The sequence below is a fragment of the Sphingomonas sp. genome (assembly GCF_965200135.1).
Taxonomy (GTDB): domain Bacteria; phylum Pseudomonadota; class Alphaproteobacteria; order Sphingomonadales; family Sphingomonadaceae; genus Sphingomonas.
Genome location: NZ_CBDATK010000006.1, coordinates 52,771 through 71,051, shown reverse-complemented (window position 1 = coordinate 71,051; position 18,281 = coordinate 52,771). Strand labels below are relative to the sequence as shown.

The window sequence follows — 18,281 nt, the reverse complement described above, 5'->3', positions numbered from 1 at the left end:
TCGCCACGAGTGAACCGTCCGCCGTGTCGCCGTGCCTTTCTGACGATCCGTTCATCTGCGCTGCAGGTTGCAGCAGGTTAGCTTCTCGCGGGTCAAAGCGCCGGGGAGGGCGTGAACATGGCGACGCGGGTAATGTTCAACCGGCGCGAGGCGGCGCTGGTCGAGCAGCGGCACGAGGCACGACACATGGTGGAATGCGTGCGCCTCACCGCTGGTGGCGAGACGGAGGAGCCGTTCGCGGCGGTGCTGGACGATATCTCCTCGTTCGGGTGCCGGCTTCGTGACGCGGGCGTGCTGGCGGTCGGCGAGCGGCTATGGGTCCGGCTGCCGGGCGCACCGCCAATCGTCGCATCGGTGGCATGGGCGCGCGATGCCGCCGCGGGCTGCCGCTTCGCCGCGCCGATCAGTCAGGGGCTGATGCGCTCGCTGCTGCCGGGCGCTGCCTAGGCTGACGGGCCGTCCGGCTGCATCGCCGCGAGTTCATGTCCGGCGGGGTCGCGAAAGTGAAAGCGCCTGCCGCCGGGGAACGCGAAAATTGATGCCGTGATGGCACCCCCGGCACGTTCGACCGCGGCAAGAGCATCCTCCAGATCGTCGACTTCGATCACCGGCAGCAGATATGTTGTGTGCTCCGCCGCGTCACCACTGAGGCCGATATCGGTATCGCCGGTCGTCGTGGCCGCGTAGCCGGGCCCGTAATCGGTAAAGCGCCAACCGAACGAATCCGTGTAGAACGACTTTGCTGCCGCAATGTCGCCGACGGGCAGTTCCAGATAATTCAATCTAGCCATGTCGTTTCCGTTCTTGATCTGTTCGCATTCAGGCCATAGAATTCCTGCATGGTCAAGACCCGTGCCGTTCGAGGTGCTACGCTGAACGCCGAGAGCGGCCGGTTCGGCCTGCCTAGGCGGGAGGCGGATGGGGATTGGCTCGACTCGCAGGGGATGATCGACGGCGCGCTGCCGCCGCTTCGTACCACGGTGACGGTGGAAACGCCGCGAACAATCCTGACGCGCAACACCTCGCCGGATGTGCCGTTCGACCGCTCGATCAACGCCTATCGAGGCTGCGAACACGGTTGCATCTATTGTTTCGCGCGGCCGACGCATGCCTATCTCGACCTGTCGCCGGGACTGGATTTCGAGAGTCGCCTGTTCGCCAAGCCGATCGCCGCCGCGCTGTTACGGGCGGAACTCGCCAAGCCGGGCTATGCCGTCCGGCCGATCGCGATGGGGACCAACACCGATCCCTACCAACCGATCGATGCGGAGTGGCGCATTACCCGGTCGGTGCTGGGGGTGCTGAGCGAGACCGATCATCCCGTCTCGATCACCACCAAGTCCGACCGGGTCGTTCGCGACCTGGACCTGCTCGGGCCGATGGCGGCGAAGGGGCTGGCGGTGGTGGCGGTGTCGGTGACCTCGCTCGACCCGCGTATCGCGATGACGGTGGAGCCGCGCGCGCCGGCGCCCGAACGGCGGCTGGCGGCGGTGCGCCGACTGGCGGACGCCGGGGTGCCGGTGTTCGTCTCGATCGCGCCGGTGATCCCGGCGATCACCGATCACGAGCTGGAGAATCTGATCGAACGCGCCGCGGCGGCGGGTGCGCGCGGCTGTTTCTACATTCCCGTGCGGCTGCCGCACGAAGTGGCGCCGCTATTCCGCGCCTGGCTGAACGAGCATTTTCCCGATCGTGCGGGCAAGGTGATGAGCATCATCCGGTCGCTGCGCGCAGATCAGCATGGCGGTCGCGACAACGATCCGGCCTTCTTCACGCGAATGCAGGGCAGCGGGCCGTGGGCGGACCTGCTCCGCACGCGCTTTCATCGGGCCTGCCGGCGCCATGGCGTGAGCAACGAGCGGGTGCAGCTCCGCTGCGACCTGTTCCGCGCGCCGCGTGGGCCGCAGGGCGACCTGTTCGGTTGAACCCGATCCGACGCGGATCGTTTGACGCTCGCAACGACAGGAGAGTGACATGACCGACAAGCATGACGACGACAGCGCGAGCAAGAGCGGCGATCAGGGCGGCCAGGGCACCGGCCCGACGACGACCCCGTCAGGGGCCGGCTATGGCGACAACGCCGGCGACAAGCAGAAGGGCGACACCGAAGGGACAGGCGACCAGAAGGGTTGATGGCGGCGGGTGACGCTTCGCCTTGCGAGGCGTCACCAACGTCTACGGTTAGGCAGCTTCGAGCCGATAGTCTTTGAACTGCTCGCGGAGAGCCGTCTTCAGCAGCTTGCCGGTCGCCGTGTGCGGCAGCGAGTCGACGAAGACGATCGCGTCGGGCAGCCACCATTTGGCGACGTGTTTCGACAAATGGTCGCGCACCGCCGAGTCGGTCACGTCGCTGCCGGGCTTGCGAACCACCAGCAACAGCGGGCGCTCGTCCCACCGCGGGTGGGCGATGCCGATCGCCGCCGCCTCCGCGACCCCGGCGCAGCCGATCGCGGCATTCTCCAGCTCGACCGAGCTGATCCACTCGCCGCCCGACTTGATGACGTCCTTCGCGCGATCGGTGATCTGCATCGTGCCGTCGGGGTGCATGACCGACACGTCGCCGGTGTCGAACCAGCCGTCCGCATCGACGGCATCCGCGTCGGCCTTGAAATAGCGCTGCACCACCCATGGCCCGCGCACCTGGAGCCGCCCCGAGCTGACCCCGTCGCGCGGCTGTTCGACACCCTCGTCGTCGACCACGCGCAGCTCGATCCCGAACGGCGCCTGACCCTGCTTGCCGACCAGATCGAGCTTCTCGTCCATGCTCATCGCCGCCCAGTCCGGCGGCGGTGTGCCGGCGGTGCCGATCGGTGACGTCTCCGTCATGCCCCAGAGATGCTTGACCTCCACCCCCATGCCCATGATCCGTTCGATCATCGCGCGCGGCGCGGCGGAACCGCCGATCGTCGCCTGCTCCAGATAGCGCGGCGACTCGCCGGTGGCGTCGATATGGCCGAACATCGCCAGCCACACGGTCGGCACGCCCGCGGAATGCGTGACCCGCTCGCGGTTCATCAGCTCGCACAGCACGGCGGCGTCGTTGCTGGCGGAAAAGACGAACTTCGCCCCCGCCGCCGCGCCCGCGAACGGCATACCCCACGCGGCGGCATGGAACATCGGCACGATCGGCAGCACGACCGCGCGCGGCGAGAAGTTGAGTATCGCGGGCTGAATGCCGGCCAACGCATGGATGACCGACGAGCGGTGCGTGTAGAGCACGCCCTTGGGATCGCCCGTCGTGCCGCTGGTGTAGCACAGCATGCACGGCTCGCGCTCGGCACCCTCGACCCAGGCATAGTCGCCGGCTTCGGCGTCGATCAGCGCGCGGAAGCTGCCCTCCCCCTCCCCGTCCATGACGACATAATGCTCGATCGTGGTCCAGCGGTCGCGCAGGCGATCGACGATCGGCTGGAACTGCCGATCGTACAGCAGGACGCGGTCCTCGGCGTGATTGGCGATATAGACGAGCTGGTCGTCGAACAGCCGCGGATTGATGGTGTGGATCACTCCGCCCATCCCGATCGCGCCGTACCAGGCGGCGAGGTGGTGGGCGTGGTTCATCGCCAGCGTGCCGACCCGGTCGCCCGGCTTGAGCCCAAGCCGTTCAAGCGCTTGCGCCAGCTTCCTCGCATCGCGTGCGATCCCGGCCCAGTCGCCGCGCGTCTCGGTGCCATCGGCCCAGCGGCTGACGATCTCACGGCCGCCATGCTCGCGCGCGGCATGGTCGAGCAGTCGTGGCACCCGCAGCTCGAAGTCCTGCATGGTGCCGTACATCGCGTTTCCTCTTCGATCAGCCGACGAGTTGCAGGCGCGTTTCGGCCTGCTTGAACTCGACGGCGGCGATACCGTGCAACAGCTCCAATCGCCCGGCAAGCTCCGCATCGAGCAGGAAGTCGCGGCCGAGCAGCAGCCGCGCCTCACCATCGGGCGTGACGACGCGCGCGCGCAGCTCGCCACGCGCCCCGCGATGGTCGGCGAGCAGCGCCGCTAGCGCGGGGAACACGCCCGGATCGTCGATCGTCAGCTCGACCGCGAAACGCGCGGCGGCGGCGAGCGCCTCGAACGGCTGGACGCGCTTGACGGTGACGCGCGGCGCCTCCTCGCCGGGCCGGCGGTCCAGCTCCACGGTGACCAGCCCGCAGCCGCCGTTCGCCGCGCCCGTCTCCAGATCCTTGGCGACGGCATCGTCGAAACAGGTCGCGACGAACTGCCCCGATGCGTCGGACAGCGTCGCCATCATGTAGCGCTTGCCGCGCGCGGACGTGCGCCAGCGTGCGTCCTCTACCAGCACGGCCATCGTCGCGCCCGCGCGCGTGCCGTCATCGGGTATCCGCAATTCCCCGAGCCGGGCATAGGCGCGCACGCCATACATCCGCGCGAGATGGGCGTGACGGTCGACGGGGTGCGCGGAGAAGTAGAAGCCGAACGCCTCCTTTTCCTGCGCCATGCGGTCCGCCAGGCTCCAGCGCACGCCGGTGGGAAGCGCGATCGTATCGCCGGCGATCTCGGCGGCACCGAACAGCCCGCCCTGCCCGCTGTTGCGGCTCTCGTGCAGCCGGGCGGCGGTGGCGAGCACCGTCTCGGCGACCGCGTGGACGCCGGCGCGGTTGGCGTCGATCGTGTCGAAGGCACCGGCGGCGGCGAGCGTCTCCAGCTGGCGCTTGTTGAGCAGGCGCGGGTCGACGCGGGCGGCGAGGTCGTCGAGGCTGGCGAAGCGGCCGTTGGCGGTGCGCTCGGCGGTCAGGCGGTCCATCGCGCCCTCCCCCACCGACTTGAGCGCACCTAGCGCATAGCGGACGGCATGGCCATCGTCTGCGGGCTCGACCCCGAACTCGGCACCGCTGCGCTCGATGCAGGGCGGCAGCACCGCGACGCCGAGCCGGCGGGCGTCCTCCACGAAGAGCCCGAGCTTGTCGGTCAGCGCCATGTCGTAGCACATCGACGCGGCGTAGAACTCGGCGGGGTGATGCGCCTTCAGCCACGCGGTCTGATAGGCGAGCAGCGCATAGGCGGCGGCGTGCGACTTGTTGAAGCCATAGCCGGCGAACTTGTCGATCAGGTCGAACAGCGCGTTCGCCTCGGCCGGCTTGATGCCGTTGACCGTCGCGCAGCCCTCGACGAAGCCGGCGCGCTGCGCGTCCATCTCAGCCTTCACCTTCTTGCCCATTGCGCGGCGCAGCAGGTCGGCGCCGCCCAGGCTGAAGCCGGCGAGCACCTGTGCCGCCTGCATCACCTGTTCCTGATAGACGAAGATGCCATAGGTTTCCGCAAGGATCGGTTCGAGCAACCGGTGCGGGAAGCTGATCGGCTCCTGCCCCTGCTTGCGGCGGCCGAAGCTCGGGATGTTGTCCATCGGGCCTGGGCGGTAGAGCGAGACCAGCGCGATGATGTCGCCGAAGTTGGACGGCCGGACGGCGCTGAGCGTCCGGCGCATGCCCTCCGATTCCAGCTGGAACACGCCCACCGTATCGCCGCGCTGGAGCAATTTGTAGACCGCCGGATCGTCCCAAGTCAGCGCGTCGAGATCGATCGTGATGTCGCGCGCGGCGAGCAGCTGCACCGCCTTTTGCAGCACCGACAGCGTCTTCAGCCCGAGGAAGTCGAACTTCACCAGCCCGGCGCCCTCGACATATTTCATGTCGAACTGCGTGACGGGCATGTCCGAGCGCGGGTCGCGATAGAGCGGCACCAGCTCGGCGAGCGGGCGGTCGCCGATCACGACACCGGCGGCGTGGGTGGAGGCATGGCGTGGCAGGCCCTCCAGCTTCATCGCGAGGTCGAGCAGCCGGCGAACGCCGTTGTCGTTGCTGTATTCGCGCGCCAGCTCGGGCACGCCGTTGAGCGCGCGGTCGAGTGTCCATGGATCGGTCGGGTGGTTGGGCACCAGCTTCGCCAGCCGGTCGACCTGGCCATAGCTCATCTGCAACACGCGCCCGGTGTCCTTGAGCACCGCGCGTGCCTTGAGCTTACCGAAGGTGATGATCTGCGCGACCTGATCGCGACCGTATTTGCCCTGCACGTAGCGGATCACCTCGCCGCGCCGGGTTTCGCAGAAATCGATGTCGAAGTCGGGCATCGACACACGTTCGGGATTGAGGAACCGCTCGAACAGCAGCCCCAGACCGAGCGGGTCAAGGTCGGTGATCGTCAGCGACCAGGCGACCACCGAGCCCGCACCCGAGCCGCGGCCGGGGCCGACCGGAATACCCTGATCCTTCGCCCATTTGATGAAGTCCGCGACGATCAGGAAATAGCCGGGAAAGCCCATCTGGATGATGACGTCGAGCTCGAACTCCAGCCGGTCGCGATAGGGTTGGCGCCAATCGCCGTCGCCGCCGTGACCCAGCGCCTCGATCCGCGTCAGTCGCGCCTCCAGCCCGGCGCGCGAGTCGACGCGCAGTAGCTCGGCCTCGCCCGCCAGATCGCCCGCCAGCGTCGGCAGGATCGGCTTGCGCGCGGGCGCGGCGACGGCACAGCGTTGCGCGACGATCAGCGTGTTGGCGATCGCTTCCGGCAGATCGGCGAACAGCTCCGCCATTACCGCCGCCGGCTTCAGCCAGGCGTGCGGGCAGCTGCGCGGGCGATCCTCGCTTTCGACATAGGAGGAGCTGGCGATGCACAGCATGGCGTCGTGCGCGTCGCCGAACGCGCCCTCCGCGAAGCAGGCGGGATTGGTCGCGACCAGTGGCAGCTCGCGGGCGTAGGCGAGGTCGATCAGCGCCTCTTCCGCGGCCGTCTCGATCGGATCGTCGCGGCGGACGAGTTCGATATAGAGCCGCTCGGGAAACAGCGCCTGCAACCGATCGAGATAGGCGGCGGCGCGCGCGGGCTGATCCTCGGCGAGCAGCCGCGCGACCGCGCCCTCCCCACCGGCCGTCAGCGCGAGCAGCCCAGCGGTGCGATCCGCCAGCGCCTCGAACCGGACATGCGCGGGCTGTTCGATCGGGCGCTCGAGATGCGCCTCGCTGACCAGCGCGCAGAGCGCCTGATACCCGTCCTCGTTCTGTGCGTAGAGCGCCAGCCAATCGAGCACGGGCGACGCACCCTCGGGCATGTCGGGCCGTGCGACGGCGAGCATCGCGCCGATGACGGGCTGCACCCCTTTCTTTCGCGCGGCGTCCGAATAGGCCATCGCGGCGTAGAGCCCGTTACGATCGGTCAGCGCCGCGGCGGGAAAGCCGAGCTTCGCGGCGTGAGCGGCGATATCCTTCGGCTCGATCGCGCCGTCCAGCATCGTATATGACGAGAAGATGCGTAGGGGGACGAAGCCGGCGTGCATCAGACCGTTATGGGGAACGCCGCAGGATTAGGGAACGCCGCGAATCCGCTTGTCCACAGCTTTGCCTGACTACAGCAGCGCCTCGATGTCCGCTGTCAGCGCCTCGGGCTTCACCGTCGGGGCGTAGCGGCGCACCGCCTGACCGTCGCGGTCGATCAGGAATTTGGTGAAATTCCACTTGATCCCGCGCGAGCCGAGGACGCCCGGCGCCTGCTCCTTCAGCCGCTGGAACAGCGGATCGGCGGCGGCGCCGTTGACGTCGATCTTGGCGAACATCGGGAACGTCACGTCGAACACGGTCGAGCAGAAATTGGCGATCTCCGCCGCGTCGCCCGGCTCCTGCGCGCCGAACTGGTTGCAGGGAAAGCCCAGCACCTCGAACCCGCGGTCGCCATAATGCCGGTGCAGGTCTTCAAGCCCCTCATATTGTGGGGTGAAACCGCATTTGGAGGCGGTGTTGACGATCAGCAGCACCTTGCCGCGCCAGGTGTCGAGGCTGACCTGCCCGCCGTCGGCGGCGCGGACGTCCATGTCGGTGATCGGTGTCATCGGCTCTCTCGTCGCGGCGGCGGGCGCTTCGTGCCCGGTGATCGCCGGCGACGATGGATCAGGCCGTCGCGCCGTGCAAGCGGATCAGGCCGGCAAGCTGGCCGACACCTTGCCGATCAGCCCCCATACCTCCGTCGAGAAGGGCATGATCGTCGGGAACACGCCGTGCGCGGGCAACATGTCGCGGTATGAAGCGTAGAAATCCTTCGCGGCATTGGTGAAGTCCGTCGCGGAAGCGGTTGGATCGGTGTAGCCGACCTGGATAAGCTTCTTCAGGTCCAACCCGAGGAACAGCGTCGTGCGGGTGTTGAACGATCGGTGCGAGAAATTCTCGCCCCATTTGACGACGTAAAGGCTGGCGGTGGCGCGACCTTCCGCTACCTTCGCAATATCGACGCCGCTCCAGTTGAAGGCGAGCACGAACTTGCCATCCTTGTTGGTCGTGCCCTTGACCCAACCCGATACATTGCCGTTCACGTCGCCGCTCGATCCGACCCCGATCGGTCCCATGCTGGCGTCACCGTAGACGAAGTTCAGCTGGACATCGCATCCCGCTACACCGGCGCCTTGGTCCCTGATCTGTCCAAAGATAATGCCCGTGTTCGATGCCATGACACGACTCCTCCCCCCAGAGGTGATCCGCTTGCCGCGATACAGTGCGGCCGCTTGTCCTGATGGCCGAAGTGTAGGTCCGTCGCCAAGGTCGGGCAATGCGCGCGGCGCGGTCCGGTCGCATGTCGGTCGAGCGGTGGCAAAAAAGCTAAGCCAGCCGCCCCTCGTGCAACCTGACGACCCGGTCCATCTTCGCCGCCAGCCGTTCGTTGTGGGTCGCGACCAGCGCGGCGGAGCCTTCGTCGCGGACGAGGCGCAGGAACTCGGCGAGGACGATGTCGGCGGTGTGCTCGTCGAGGTTGCCGGTCGGCTCGTCGGCGAGCACCAGCGCGGGCGCGTTGGCGAGCGCGCGGGCGACCGCGACGCGCTGCTGTTCGCCGCCGGACAGCTTGGACGGGCGGTGTTGCAATCGGTGGCCGAGGCCGAGCGCGGTCAACAGGTCCCGCGCGCGCTCGTCCGCCTGCGCGCGGGTGCGGCCCGCGATCAGCTGCGGCAGGACGATATTCTCGATCGCGGTGAAGTCGGCGAGCAGGTGATGGAACTGATAGACGAAGCCGAGCCGGTCGCGGCGCAGGTCCGTGCGCTGCGCCGCCGAAAGTTGGGCGGCCTCCTCGCCGGCGATGCGGATCGAGCCCTCGAACCCGCCCTCCAGCAGCCCGACCGCCTGGAGCAGCGTCGACTTGCCGGAGCCGGACGCCCCGAGCAGCGCGACGATCTCCCCCGGTGCGACGGCGAGGTCGACACCGCGCAATACTTCGATCGTCTCGCCACCCTGCGTAAACGAGCGGGCGAGGCCGGTGGTCCGCAGGACGACGTCATTCATAGCGGAGCACCTGCACCGGGTCGGTGTTCGCGGCCTTCCACGCCGGATACAGCGTCGCCAGGAAGCTGAAGAGCAACGACATGGTGACGATCAGCACGATCTCGACCGGGTCGGGCTTCGACGGGAGTTCGGTCAGGTAGCGGATCTGCGGGTCCCACATGTTCTGGCCGGTGATCCGCTCGACCAGGTTCACCACCGACTGGCGGATCGAGAGAAACCCGAAGCCGAGCAGCAGCCCCGCGAGCGTCCCGATCACCCCGATCGACGTGCCTACCGCCATGAAGATCCGCAGCATCGCCCCCCTGCCCGCCCCCATCGTCCGCAGGATCGCGATGTCGCGGGTTTTGGCGCGGACGAGCATGATGAGCGAGGAGGCGATGTTGAAGGCCGCGACGAGGATGATGATGCACAGCACGGTGAACATCGCCACGCGCTCGACCTTGAGCGCGTCGAACAGCTGCGCGTTCATCGACTTCCAGTCGGCGATCACCGCCCGGCCGCCGAGGTGGGGGACGAGCGGCGAGAGGATCTCGTCGACGCGGTCGGGATCGTCGGTCTGGACCTCGATCATCCCCGCCTCGTCGCCCATCAGGAGCAGCGTCTGTGCGTCCTCGATCGGCATGACGACATAGGCCTTGTCGAAATCGTAGACGCCGACTTCGAAGATCGCGCCGACCGAATAGCTGACGATCCGGGGCACGGTGCCCATCGGCGTGCTCTGGCCCAGCGGGTTGAAGAGCGAAATCTGCGAGCCGGGGGCGGCGCCGAGCGACTCGGCCAACCGGCTGCCGATCGCGATCCGGCCGCTGCCGGCGGTGATGCCGTCGAAGCTGCCGGCGACGACCTTGCCGCGCAGCGACGGGTTGGCGCGGATGTCCTCCACCCGCATCCCACGCACCAGCACCGCCTCCGCGCGGCCGTTGTAGGTGGCGGCGAGCGGCTGTTCGATCAGCGGCAAGGCTTGGGTTACGCCGGGGGTGCGGCGCGCCTGGTCGGCGATGGCGCGCCAATCGGGCAGGCGACCGCCCTCACCCTGGATCACGGCATGGCCGTTCAACCCGACGATCTTGTCGAACAGCTCGGCGCGGAAGCCGTTCATCACGCTCATCACGATCACCAGCGCCGCGACCCCCAGCATCACCGCGCCCAGGCTGAAGCCCGCGACGAGGACGATGAACCGCTCTCCCTTGCCCGGCAGCAGATAGCGCCGGGCGATCATCCGTTCGTAGCGAGACAGGAGCATGACGCGCGATCTAGGGGCGGATCGAGGGGCGGGCAACCATCGGACGACGACGACCTCTGTTGCACCGGTGCCACAGACCCGCGCCAATCGTGTCGGAGCATTGCTGTGGACCAGTGACAAACCGCGATGGTCGACATAGCGATCGTGGCGTTCGAGACACAGGCAACGGCCGTGGTTCGGGGAAACAGCCTTCTGCCCCGCTTCGACGAAGCGTGCGGGCGGGAGCAAAAATCGGGGGCTGACGAGCGATCGTCACGCAGGACGCCCGGGTCGAAAGGCCCGGGCGTTTGCGTTGGGGCGCAGGCGCGGCGACGTCCGCGCCGATTCGGAGGTGAAGCCGAGGGCAGCGCCGCGACCGGCCGGCGGGCGGCATCAGCCGACCCGTCCGACGTCACGACGCGGCTTTGCCGCGGCGACGTTCCGCCAGCGTCCTTGCTCCCTCCGTCACGCGGCTTCGCCGCGCGCCACCTCCCCCGGTTCCCGGCGGAGGAAAAAGGTAGCAGGTCGAAACCCACCTCTAACTCCTAAATCAACTCTCACCATTTTTCGGCTCAGCATGGTGCCTTCGGGGCCGCGCCGCGGCGGGCGACCCTCTTTCATCGACTCGCTCACACGAGGCATTGTTACATGCGTCTGGACCTGACCCCTTTCGTCGCTCGACCATCGATTTCGAACTGATCGAGACCAGTGCGAAAGCCACCTCGGTATCGTCCTGCGCTCTCGAGCGCGTCGCCGAGGACCGCTATCGCAGCATGCTCACGGTGGCCGGGTTCACCCGTGAGGAGGTCGAGATCACCGCGCAGCAGGACCTGCTGGTCGCCGGCCGCAAGGACGACAAGAGCTTGCAGGGCGACTTTCTGCACACCGGCATCGCCCACCGCTCGATCGAGCGCCGCTTCGAACTTGCCGACTTCGTGCTGGTGCAGGAAGCGTGGTTGAGTGCGGCTGAGGGGGGGCCTCGGCCGACCGGCCGGGGCGCCTTTTCTCTGCCCGCTTGTCGGCCGGCCGGAACCGTGGAAGGCTGACGTGGGGGGTAAGCGTGGACACGCCAGCAGATCAAAAGCCTTGTCGTGCGTGCCGTGAGCCGATGCCGGCGGCGGCGACGAAATGCCTGCGCTGCAACACGGTTCAGGGCTGGGGCCGGTTCGCCGTCGTCAGTGGCACGACGCTCGCTCTGCTGACCGCTTTGATTACCGTGACGGAGCACGCGGCGCCGACGCTGCTCGCGCTCTGGCGTGGCGCGTTCTCGGAGATCCGCGCGACCCCGGTCGACACGGTAGACAACACGCTTCGGCTGCTGGTCGTCAACGACGGCACGCGCGCCGGGGTGCTTCAGGAGAGCAGCTTCATTCTGCGGACCGACAGCGGTCGCCTGGAAGAGCCGCTCGACGTGCGCGCCTCGGTCGGCCTCATCAAACCGGGTGAGGCGCGCGAACTGACCCTGGTGCTGAACGAAATGTACATGCCGAAGATGATCGCCGCGCTGTCAGAGAACGACCCGCACGCGGTCGACCCTGACGGCCGACGCTGGATGCGGGTCTTCCCCGCCTATTCGGCGCATATCACCGGGTCCGCGCGCAATTTCGATGGCAGCGCCCAGCGCTTCAGCTGGCCGGTGAAATTACGCTGCGATCTGAACAGCTGCGGGTTCGAGCTGCCCTGATCGTCACACCAGCCGGCTCTGCTTCACCGCGGCGGCGATGAAGCTCGCGAACAGCGGGTGTGGGTCGAAGGGCTTGCTCTTCAGCTCCGGGTGGAACTGGACGCCGACGAACCAGGGGTGGTCAGGTCGCTCGACGATCTCCGGCAGCGTGCCGTCTGGCGACATGCCCGAGAATACCAGCCCGCCCCGTTCCAGCGCCTCGCGATAGCCGGTGTTGACTTCGTAGCGATGGCGGTGGCGCTCGGCGATCGCGGTGGCGCCGTAGATCGACGACACGATCGAGTTGCCGTCGAGCCGCGCCTCATACGCACCCAGTCGCATCGTGCCGCCGAGGTCGCCTTCGGCCTCGCGCTTTTCCAGCCCCTCGCGGCCCATCCATTCGGTGATGAGGCCGACGACGGGCTCGGGCGTCGGGCCGAACTCGGTCGAACTTGCGGCCTCGATCCCGGCGAGATCGCGGGCACCCTCGATACAGGCCATCTGCATCCCGAAGCAGATGCCGAAATAGGGCACGTCGCGCTCGCGGGCGAAGCGGACGCTGGCGATCTTGCCCTCCGCGCCGCGCTCACCGAACGCGCCGGGGACCAGGATCGCGTGGCAGGGTTCCAACGCGGCGGCGACGGCGGTCTGCTCGCCCTCGAACAGTTCGGCGTCGATCCAGCGGATGTTGACCTTCACGCGGTTGGCGATGCCGCCATGGACCAACGCCTCGTTCAGCGACTTGTAGGCGTCCTGCAGCCCGACATATTTGCCGACCACGCCCACCGTCACCTCGCCCTCGGGATTGGTCAGGCGATCGACGATCTCCACCCAGCGCGTCAGGTCCGGCTTGCCCTCCGGCTCGATGCCGAAGGCGCGCAGCACCTCTTCGTCCAGCCCCTCGGCATGATATTGCAGCGGCACCGCATAGATGCTCTTCGCGTCGAGCGCCGGGATGACGGCGGACGCAGGCACGTTGCAGAACAGCGCGATCTTGGCGCGGTCGGACGCGGGCAGCGGGTGCTCGCATCGGCACACCAGCACGTCGGGCGAGACGCCCAGCGCGGCGATCTCGCGCACCGAATGCTGGGTCGGTTTGGTCTTCAGCTCGCCGGCGGCGGAAATGTAGGGCACCAGCGTGACGTGGATCGACACCGCGTTGCCGCGACCCGCCTCGTTCTTGAGCTGGCGGATCGCCTCGATGAACGGCAGCGATTCGATGTCGCCGACCGTGCCGCCGATCTCGCACAGCAGGAAGTCGAGGTCGTCGGTCTCGGCGCGGGCGAATGCCTTGATCTCGTCGGTGACATGCGGGATCACCTGAACCGTCGCGCCCAGATAGTCGCCGCGCCGCTCGCGCTCGATGATCGTCTTGTAGATGCGGCCCGAGGTGATGTTGTCCGACTGGCGCGACGCGACGCCGGTGAAGCGCTCGTAATGGCCGAGGTCGAGATCGGTCTCCGCCCCGTCGTCGGTGACGTAGACCTCGCCGTGTTGATACGGGCTCATCGTGCCCGGATCGACGTTGAGATACGGGTCGAACTTGCGGATGCGGACGCGGTAGCCGCGCGCCTGAAGCAGCGCGGCGAGCGAGGCGGCCATGAGGCCCTTGCCGAGCGAAGACACCACGCCGCCGGTGATGAAGATGAAGCGGGCCATGGGAAGATTCGCCTAACCGGTATTGGACGCGCGCGGCAAGCACCCGCCGGTCCGGCGGGCGCCACGTTGCGACGAAAGCTGTGGGTTACTGGCCGAACGGCACCTGCCCGTTCGCCGGAGGCGATGCGGGCGAGGCGGTATTCGGCGCGGCGGCGGGCGGTGCGCCGGGGTCGATGGCGGGCGCCGTCTGCGGCGTGACCGGTGCGGTCGCGGCGGCGCGGCGGGCCAGCGACGTGTCGATCGTCTGGTTGCGGCGAGTCGCGGCGGTCACCGCCAGGACGATCGACAGGCCGACGAACAGCGTCGCGGTGATCGCGGTCATCCGCGTCAGGAAATCGGCGGCGCCGCGTGCGCTCATCAGCCCCGAAGGGCTGCCGCCCATGCCCAGACCACCGCCCTCCGAACGCTGCATCAGGATCACCGTCACCAGCACGGCGGCGATGATCGCATGGATGACGAGCAGGAATTGGAACACTGGCGGACGCCTTGAAGGAGATGCACGAATGGCGCGCGACATAGGCGCAGGTGCCCGACCGATCAACCGGACAGGCCGGGCGCTTATTCCGACCCGCCGGGAAACCAGCCTTCCGCCAAGGCGTTATGGCAGCGCAACGGATGGATCGGACACCTCACGGCGTGGCAAGTATCGCCCCTACCCTGTCGAGCTGGATGACGACCCTGGTCGACTATGTCCGATCGGGCGAACCCGATCTGACCAATCGGCAGATGGCGCTGCTGATGGTCGTCTATCTCGATCCTGGGCCTCATACGGTGCGCGGTCTGGCGCATGCGCTCAACGTATCGAAGCCGGTCGTCACGCGCGCCTTGAACAGGCTGGGGACGCTCGGCTATCTGCGCCGGCAACGCGACGATAGCGACAAGCGCAACATCTTCGTCGCGCGGACACCCAAGGGGGCGGATTTTCTTGAAGAGTTCGGGCATTTCATCGGTGAAGGCGAGCAGCGGCCCGCGCTCTTCGGACACGCCCCGGTCCAGCACGCCGCCGCCTGAACCGCGCGCGCGCAGGCAGTTCGCGCTGACCGGCCCGTCGGCGAAGCTCGACCCCCTGCGTCATGCGGTGCGTGGCGATCTGGCCGATGTGCGGCTGGCGGAACAGGTGTTCGCGCCGCATTACGCACAGGCGATGATCTGTCATGTCAGCCGGGCGACGCCGCTTCTCAGTAAGGCGGCAGGCGGTGAGCATCTGGCCGATCTCGCCGTCAAGGACACGTTCGAGCTGCTGGAGTTGGCGGGGAACAGCGCCTGGGGCATCGCGCCAGGGCTGGGACTGGTCGGTTATTGCGACCGCACGGCGCTGGGGCTCGCATGACCGTAGCGGTTTTCATCGACGGGGCGGCGGGCACCACCGGGCTGGAAATTCGCGACCGGCTAGCGACGCGCGACGACCTGACGCTGATCGAGATCGACGAGGCACGGCGCAAGGACGCGGGCGCGCGGGCCGAGGCGCTCAACGACGCGGACATCGCGATCCTGTGCCTGCCCGACGATGCCGCACGCGAGGCGGTGGGGTTGATCCGCGGCGATACGCGCGTGATCGATGCCTCCAGCGCCTTCCGGACCGCACCCGGCTGGACCTATGGCCTGCCCGAGCTGGGGTTCGACGTGACGGGGGCTGACCGCGTGTCGAACCCCGGCTGCTGGCCGACCGGCTTCCTGCTGCTCGTGGCGCCGCTGGTCCGCGCCGGGTTGATCCCCGCCGACTGGCCGCTGAGCTATTCGGGCGCGTCGGGATATTCCGGCGGCGGCAAGGCGATGATCGCCGAGTTCGAGGGCGGTGCCGCCGCGACCGGCTATCGCGCCTACGGGCTGTCGCTGAATCACAAGCATCTGCCGGAGATGCGCGATCATGCCGGGCTGACCCAGCCGCCGGTGTTCCTGCCCGCGGTCGCCAACGTCTATCGCGGCATGCTGGCGGAGGTCGGGCTGTCGCTGCACGCGATGCCCGGCCGCCCGTCGCTGGCGGCGATGCGCGAGGCGATCGCCGCGGCGTACGACGGCGCGCCGCTCCTCACCGTCGCCGACGACGCACCGGCGCTGGTCCGGATCGAGGAGAATGCCGGCAGCGACCGTGTGACGTTGCGCGTGCTGGGCAACGCGGCCGCCGGTCAGGCTCGGCTGATCGCCACGTTCGACAATCTGGGCAAGGGCGCCGCCGGTGCCGCGGTCCAGAACCTCAACCTCATGGCCGGGCTCGATCCGCTCGCCGGCCTCACCGTCTAGGAGCCCACGATGCAGCGCGATCCCGTCGGCAAGCTGCTCCTGTTCGGAGCGACGGGCGACCTGGCACAGCGGATGCTGCTGCCGTCGCTTTACAACCTCCACGCCGACAAGCTGTTGCCCGAAAAGCTTCAGATCATCGGTGCCGCGCGATCGGATTACGACGACGCCGGTTTCCGCGACTTCGCGAAAAAGGCGCTCGACAAGTTCCTGCCCGACGATCGCAAGGACGAAAGCGCGATCGCCGCGTTCCTGGAGCGGCTGAGCTATCAGGCGACCGACCTGTCGAACCCGGATGCCTTTCCGGCGCTGGCGGAGAAGGTCGGTGACGTGTCGGGCAAGCTCGCCATCTACCTCTCGACCGCGCCGTCGCTGTTCGAGCCGGCGGTGAAGGGACTCGAGAAGGTCGGGCTGGCGGGTGAGACGGTCAGGATCGGGCTGGAAAAGCCGCTCGGCTACGACCTCGCCTCGTCCAAGGAGATCAACGACACGGTCGCGATCGGTTTCACCGAGGACCGCATTTTCCGCATCGATCATTATCTCGGCAAGGAGACGGTGCAGAACATCCTGGCGCTGCGCTTCGGCAACTCGTTCTTCGAGCCGGTGTGGAACGCGCGCGGGATCGACAACGTCCAGATCACGATCGCGGAGACCGTCGGGCTTGAGGATCGCGCCGGCTATTACGAGGGTGCCGGCGCACTGCGCGACATGGTAACCAACCACATGCTCCAGCTGCTGGCGCTGATCGCGATGGAGCCGCCCGCGCGCTATGAACCGAGCGCGATCCGCGACGAAAAGGCGAAGGTGTTCCGCTCGCTGCGCCAGATCACGCCCGAAGACGCCAGGCAGGTCACGGTCACGGGCCAGTATGTCGGCGGCGCGGTCGGCGGCGCGATCGTCAAGGGCTACGACGAGGAGCTGGGCAAGGACTCCGACGTCGAGACCTTCGTCGCGATCAAGGCGCATCTCGACAATTGGCGCTGGCAGGGCGTGCCCTTCTACATCCGCACCGGCAAGCGGATGGCGGTGCGGCGCAGCGAGATCGCGATCCAGTTCAAGCCGGTGCCGCATTCGATGTTCACCGGGCGCGGCGGGGCGCTCCAGCCCAACACGCTGGTGATCCGGTTGCAGCCGGAGGAATATATCGAGCTGCTGGTGATGGCGAAGGAGCCGGGCCTCGACCGTGACGGCGTCAAGCTGCGCGAGGTGCCGCTGAAGCTGTCGCTCGATTCCGAGTTCGCGGGAACGCGGCGGCGGATCGCCTATGAGCGGCTGCTGCTCGACCTGATCGAGGGCGACCAGACGCTGTTCGTGCGGCGCGACGAGGTGGAGGCGCAATGGGCCTGGACCGACTCGATCCGCGCCGGTTGGGCCGCCAACGGCATGAAGCCGAAAAGCTATCAGTCGGGCACCTGGGGCCCGAACGCCGCGATCGCGCTGACCGAGCGCGACGGGGTGACGTGGCAGGACGACTGACGAGTGAAAGCTCTCTTCCTGGAAGGGAGCGGGTGAAATCAAGGAAGAACGATGACCGACGAAGTCGAATGGTGGGAATATGAGGATGCGGCCGAGTTGGCCGATGCGGTCGCGGGCGATCTGCAGTTCGTCATCGAATCGGCGATCGACGCGCGCGGCACGGCGGTGATCGCGCTGGCGGGCGGCAACACGCCCGCGCCGATCTATGCCAAGCTCGCGGCGGCCAAGCTGGACTGGAAGCGGGTGACGATCATCCCCGGCGACGAGCGGATCGTGCCGCTCGGCGACAAGCTGTCCAACGTCACGATGATCGGCAAGACCTTCATCCCCAAGGGTGCGCGGGTGATGCCGATCGTCCCGCAGGCGACGTCGGACTACAAGGCAGCGGGGCGGTCGGCCGACGCGCTGATGCAGGACTTGCACTGGCCGCTGGACCTGTGCCTGCTCGGCATGGGCGCGGACGGTCACACCGCGTCGATCTTTCCCGGTCCCGATTACGACGAGGCGCTGTCGGGCCCGCGCGAGCGCCGCGCGCTCGGCGTGATGCCCGAGCCGCTGCCGCCCGAGGCGCCGGTGCCGCGGGTGACGCTGTCGCGGCAGGGGATCGTGACCGCCAAGGCGCTGACCGTGGTCATCACCGGCGCGGGCAAGCGCCAGGTGCTGGAGGACGCGATCAAGCAGGGTGAGTCGTCGCGTTACCCGATCGGCCGGGTGCTCGCCGACGTCGAGCTGCCGGTCGACATCCACTGGGCACCATAGG

Annotated in this window: 19 protein-coding genes; 10 read left to right on the top strand and 9 right to left on the bottom strand. The window is 67.8% G+C overall.

What is annotated here, in order from left to right:
• Positions 1–117 precede the first annotated feature (117 nt).
• Complete coding sequence (locus tag ACOFKS_RS04975; protein ID WP_419808142.1) at positions 118–447, top strand: PilZ domain-containing protein; 330 nt, start codon at positions 118–120, stop codon at positions 445–447.
• Here the strand turns inward: ACOFKS_RS04975 and ACOFKS_RS04970 are convergent.
• Complete coding sequence (locus tag ACOFKS_RS04970) at positions 444–791, bottom strand: VOC family protein (RefSeq protein WP_419808141.1); 348 nt, start codon at positions 789–791, stop codon at positions 444–446. The two genes, ACOFKS_RS04975 and ACOFKS_RS04970, sit on opposite strands and share 4 nt — an antisense overlap.
• 48 nt (positions 792–839) lie before the next feature.
• On the opposite strand from ACOFKS_RS04970, the gene ACOFKS_RS04965 reads away from it, so the two are divergent.
• Complete coding sequence (locus ACOFKS_RS04965; RefSeq protein WP_419808140.1) at positions 840–1,925, top strand: PA0069 family radical SAM protein; 1,086 nt, start codon at positions 840–842, stop codon at positions 1,923–1,925.
• Between the two features lie 49 nt (positions 1,926–1,974).
• Positions 1,975–2,133, top strand: coding sequence for a hypothetical protein (locus ACOFKS_RS04960; RefSeq protein ID WP_419808139.1), 159 nt, complete (start codon positions 1,975–1,977; stop codon positions 2,131–2,133).
• A 48-nt stretch (positions 2,134–2,181) separates the two neighbouring features.
• Here ACOFKS_RS04960 and ACOFKS_RS04955 read toward each other — a convergent pair whose 3' ends face one another.
• From ACOFKS_RS04955 to ACOFKS_RS04930, 6 genes are all read right to left on the bottom strand, one after another.
• Positions 2,182–3,774, bottom strand: coding sequence for a long-chain fatty acid--CoA ligase (locus ACOFKS_RS04955; RefSeq protein WP_419808138.1), 1,593 nt, complete (start codon positions 3,772–3,774; stop codon positions 2,182–2,184).
• Positions 3,775–3,790: 16 nt separating this feature from the next.
• Positions 3,791–7,282, bottom strand: a complete 3,492-nt coding sequence (gene dnaE, locus ACOFKS_RS04950) for a DNA polymerase III subunit alpha (protein ID WP_419808709.1) — start codon at positions 7,280–7,282, stop codon at positions 3,791–3,793.
• Positions 7,283–7,348: 66 nt separating this feature from the next.
• On the bottom strand, positions 7,349–7,828 hold the full coding sequence (locus ACOFKS_RS04945; protein WP_419808137.1) for a glutathione peroxidase: 480 nt from the start codon (positions 7,826–7,828) through the stop codon (positions 7,349–7,351).
• 84 nt (positions 7,829–7,912) lie between these two features.
• The gene (locus tag ACOFKS_RS04940) at positions 7,913–8,440 is read right to left on the bottom strand and encodes a hypothetical protein (RefSeq protein WP_419808136.1); all 528 of its coding nucleotides are present in this window, start codon (positions 8,438–8,440) and stop codon (positions 7,913–7,915) included.
• 148 nt (positions 8,441–8,588) lie between these two features.
• Entirely contained in the window at positions 8,589–9,263 is a 675-nt protein-coding gene (locus ACOFKS_RS04935) for an ABC transporter ATP-binding protein (RefSeq protein ID WP_419808135.1), read from the bottom strand.
• Complete coding sequence (locus tag ACOFKS_RS04930) at positions 9,256–10,506, bottom strand: lipoprotein-releasing ABC transporter permease subunit (protein WP_419808134.1); 1,251 nt, start codon at positions 10,504–10,506, stop codon at positions 9,256–9,258. The genes ACOFKS_RS04935 and ACOFKS_RS04930 overlap by 8 nt, the downstream gene beginning before the upstream one ends.
• A gap of 752 nt (positions 10,507–11,258) precedes the next feature.
• On the opposite strand from ACOFKS_RS04930, the gene ACOFKS_RS04925 reads away from it, so the two are divergent.
• Together ACOFKS_RS04925 and ACOFKS_RS04920 are read left to right on the top strand one after the other, a co-directional pair.
• Complete coding sequence (locus ACOFKS_RS04925) at positions 11,259–11,531, top strand: Hsp20 family protein (RefSeq protein ID WP_419808133.1); 273 nt, start codon at positions 11,259–11,261, stop codon at positions 11,529–11,531.
• Positions 11,532–11,593: 62 nt separating this feature from the next.
• Positions 11,594–12,169, top strand: coding sequence for a hypothetical protein (locus ACOFKS_RS04920; protein WP_419808132.1), 576 nt, complete (start codon positions 11,594–11,596; stop codon positions 12,167–12,169).
• A 3-nt stretch (positions 12,170–12,172) separates the two neighbouring features.
• Here the strand turns inward: ACOFKS_RS04920 and ACOFKS_RS04915 are convergent, their stop codons facing one another.
• Both ACOFKS_RS04915 and secG read right to left on the bottom strand, forming a co-directional pair.
• The gene (locus ACOFKS_RS04915) at positions 12,173–13,807 is read right to left on the bottom strand and encodes a CTP synthase (RefSeq protein ID WP_419808131.1); all 1,635 of its coding nucleotides are present in this window, start codon (positions 13,805–13,807) and stop codon (positions 12,173–12,175) included.
• 85 nt (positions 13,808–13,892) lie between these two features.
• Complete coding sequence (gene secG, locus ACOFKS_RS04910; RefSeq protein WP_419808130.1) at positions 13,893–14,282, bottom strand: preprotein translocase subunit SecG; 390 nt, start codon at positions 14,280–14,282, stop codon at positions 13,893–13,895.
• A gap of 194 nt (positions 14,283–14,476) precedes the next feature.
• On the opposite strand from secG, the gene ACOFKS_RS04905 reads away from it, so the two are divergent.
• Genes ACOFKS_RS04905 through pgl form a run of 5 tightly spaced genes read left to right on the top strand, consistent with a single transcriptional unit; the run spans position 14,477 to position 18,280 of the window.
• Positions 14,477–14,818, top strand: a complete 342-nt coding sequence (locus ACOFKS_RS04905) for a MarR family transcriptional regulator (protein ID WP_419808129.1) — start codon at positions 14,477–14,479, stop codon at positions 14,816–14,818.
• A complete protein-coding gene (locus ACOFKS_RS04900) occupies positions 14,757–15,137 on the top strand; it encodes an SH3 domain-containing protein (protein WP_419808128.1) in 381 nt (126 codons plus the stop codon). Before ACOFKS_RS04905 ends, ACOFKS_RS04900 begins: the two co-directional genes overlap by 62 nt.
• Positions 15,134–16,048 (top strand): N-acetyl-gamma-glutamyl-phosphate reductase, encoded by a 915-nt coding sequence (argC, locus tag ACOFKS_RS04895; RefSeq protein WP_419808127.1) that lies wholly within the window; start codon positions 15,134–15,136, stop codon positions 16,046–16,048. Before ACOFKS_RS04900 ends, argC begins: the two co-directional genes overlap by 4 nt.
• A 9-nt stretch (positions 16,049–16,057) precedes the next feature.
• The gene (zwf, locus tag ACOFKS_RS04890; RefSeq protein ID WP_419808126.1) at positions 16,058–17,521 is read left to right on the top strand and encodes a glucose-6-phosphate dehydrogenase; all 1,464 of its coding nucleotides are present in this window, start codon (positions 16,058–16,060) and stop codon (positions 17,519–17,521) included.
• A 51-nt stretch (positions 17,522–17,572) separates the two neighbouring features.
• Positions 17,573–18,280, top strand: coding sequence for a 6-phosphogluconolactonase (pgl, locus tag ACOFKS_RS04885; protein ID WP_419808125.1), 708 nt, complete (start codon positions 17,573–17,575; stop codon positions 18,278–18,280).
• Position 18,281: the final 1 nt, after the last annotated feature.

Excerpts from the sequence above, each read along its gene's own strand:
- zwf (WP_419808126.1), top strand. The coding sequence starts at position 16,058 with ATGCAGCGCGATCCCGTCGGCAAGCTGCTCCTGTTCGGAGCGACGGGC.
- ACOFKS_RS04945 (WP_419808137.1), bottom strand. The coding sequence starts at position 7,828 with ATGACACCGATCACCGACATGGACGTCCGCGCCGCCGACGGCGGGCAG.
- pgl (WP_419808125.1), top strand. The coding sequence starts at position 17,573 with ATGACCGACGAAGTCGAATGGTGGGAATATGAGGATGCGGCCGAGTTG.
- ACOFKS_RS04970 (WP_419808141.1), bottom strand. The coding sequence starts at position 791 with ATGGCTAGATTGAATTATCTGGAACTGCCCGTCGGCGACATTGCGGCA.
- ACOFKS_RS04920 (WP_419808132.1), top strand. The coding sequence starts at position 11,594 with ATGCCGGCGGCGGCGACGAAATGCCTGCGCTGCAACACGGTTCAGGGC.
- ACOFKS_RS04975 (WP_419808142.1), top strand. The coding sequence starts at position 118 with ATGGCGACGCGGGTAATGTTCAACCGGCGCGAGGCGGCGCTGGTCGAG.
- ACOFKS_RS04940 (WP_419808136.1), bottom strand. The coding sequence starts at position 8,440 with ATGGCATCGAACACGGGCATTATCTTTGGACAGATCAGGGACCAAGGC.
- ACOFKS_RS04935 (WP_419808135.1), bottom strand. The coding sequence starts at position 9,263 with ATGAATGACGTCGTCCTGCGGACCACCGGCCTCGCCCGCTCGTTTACG.
- ACOFKS_RS04905 (WP_419808129.1), top strand. The coding sequence starts at position 14,477 with ATGACGACCCTGGTCGACTATGTCCGATCGGGCGAACCCGATCTGACC.
- ACOFKS_RS04915 (WP_419808131.1), bottom strand. The coding sequence starts at position 13,807 with ATGGCCCGCTTCATCTTCATCACCGGCGGCGTGGTGTCTTCGCTCGGC.
- ACOFKS_RS04955 (WP_419808138.1), bottom strand. The coding sequence starts at position 3,774 with ATGTACGGCACCATGCAGGACTTCGAGCTGCGGGTGCCACGACTGCTC.
- argC (WP_419808127.1), top strand. The coding sequence starts at position 15,134 with ATGACCGTAGCGGTTTTCATCGACGGGGCGGCGGGCACCACCGGGCTG.
- ACOFKS_RS04930 (WP_419808134.1), bottom strand. The coding sequence starts at position 10,506 with ATGCTCCTGTCTCGCTACGAACGGATGATCGCCCGGCGCTATCTGCTG.
- ACOFKS_RS04960 (WP_419808139.1), top strand. The coding sequence starts at position 1,975 with ATGACCGACAAGCATGACGACGACAGCGCGAGCAAGAGCGGCGATCAG.
- ACOFKS_RS04965 (WP_419808140.1), top strand. The coding sequence starts at position 840 with ATGGTCAAGACCCGTGCCGTTCGAGGTGCTACGCTGAACGCCGAGAGC.
- ACOFKS_RS04925 (WP_419808133.1), top strand. The coding sequence starts at position 11,259 with ATGCTCACGGTGGCCGGGTTCACCCGTGAGGAGGTCGAGATCACCGCG.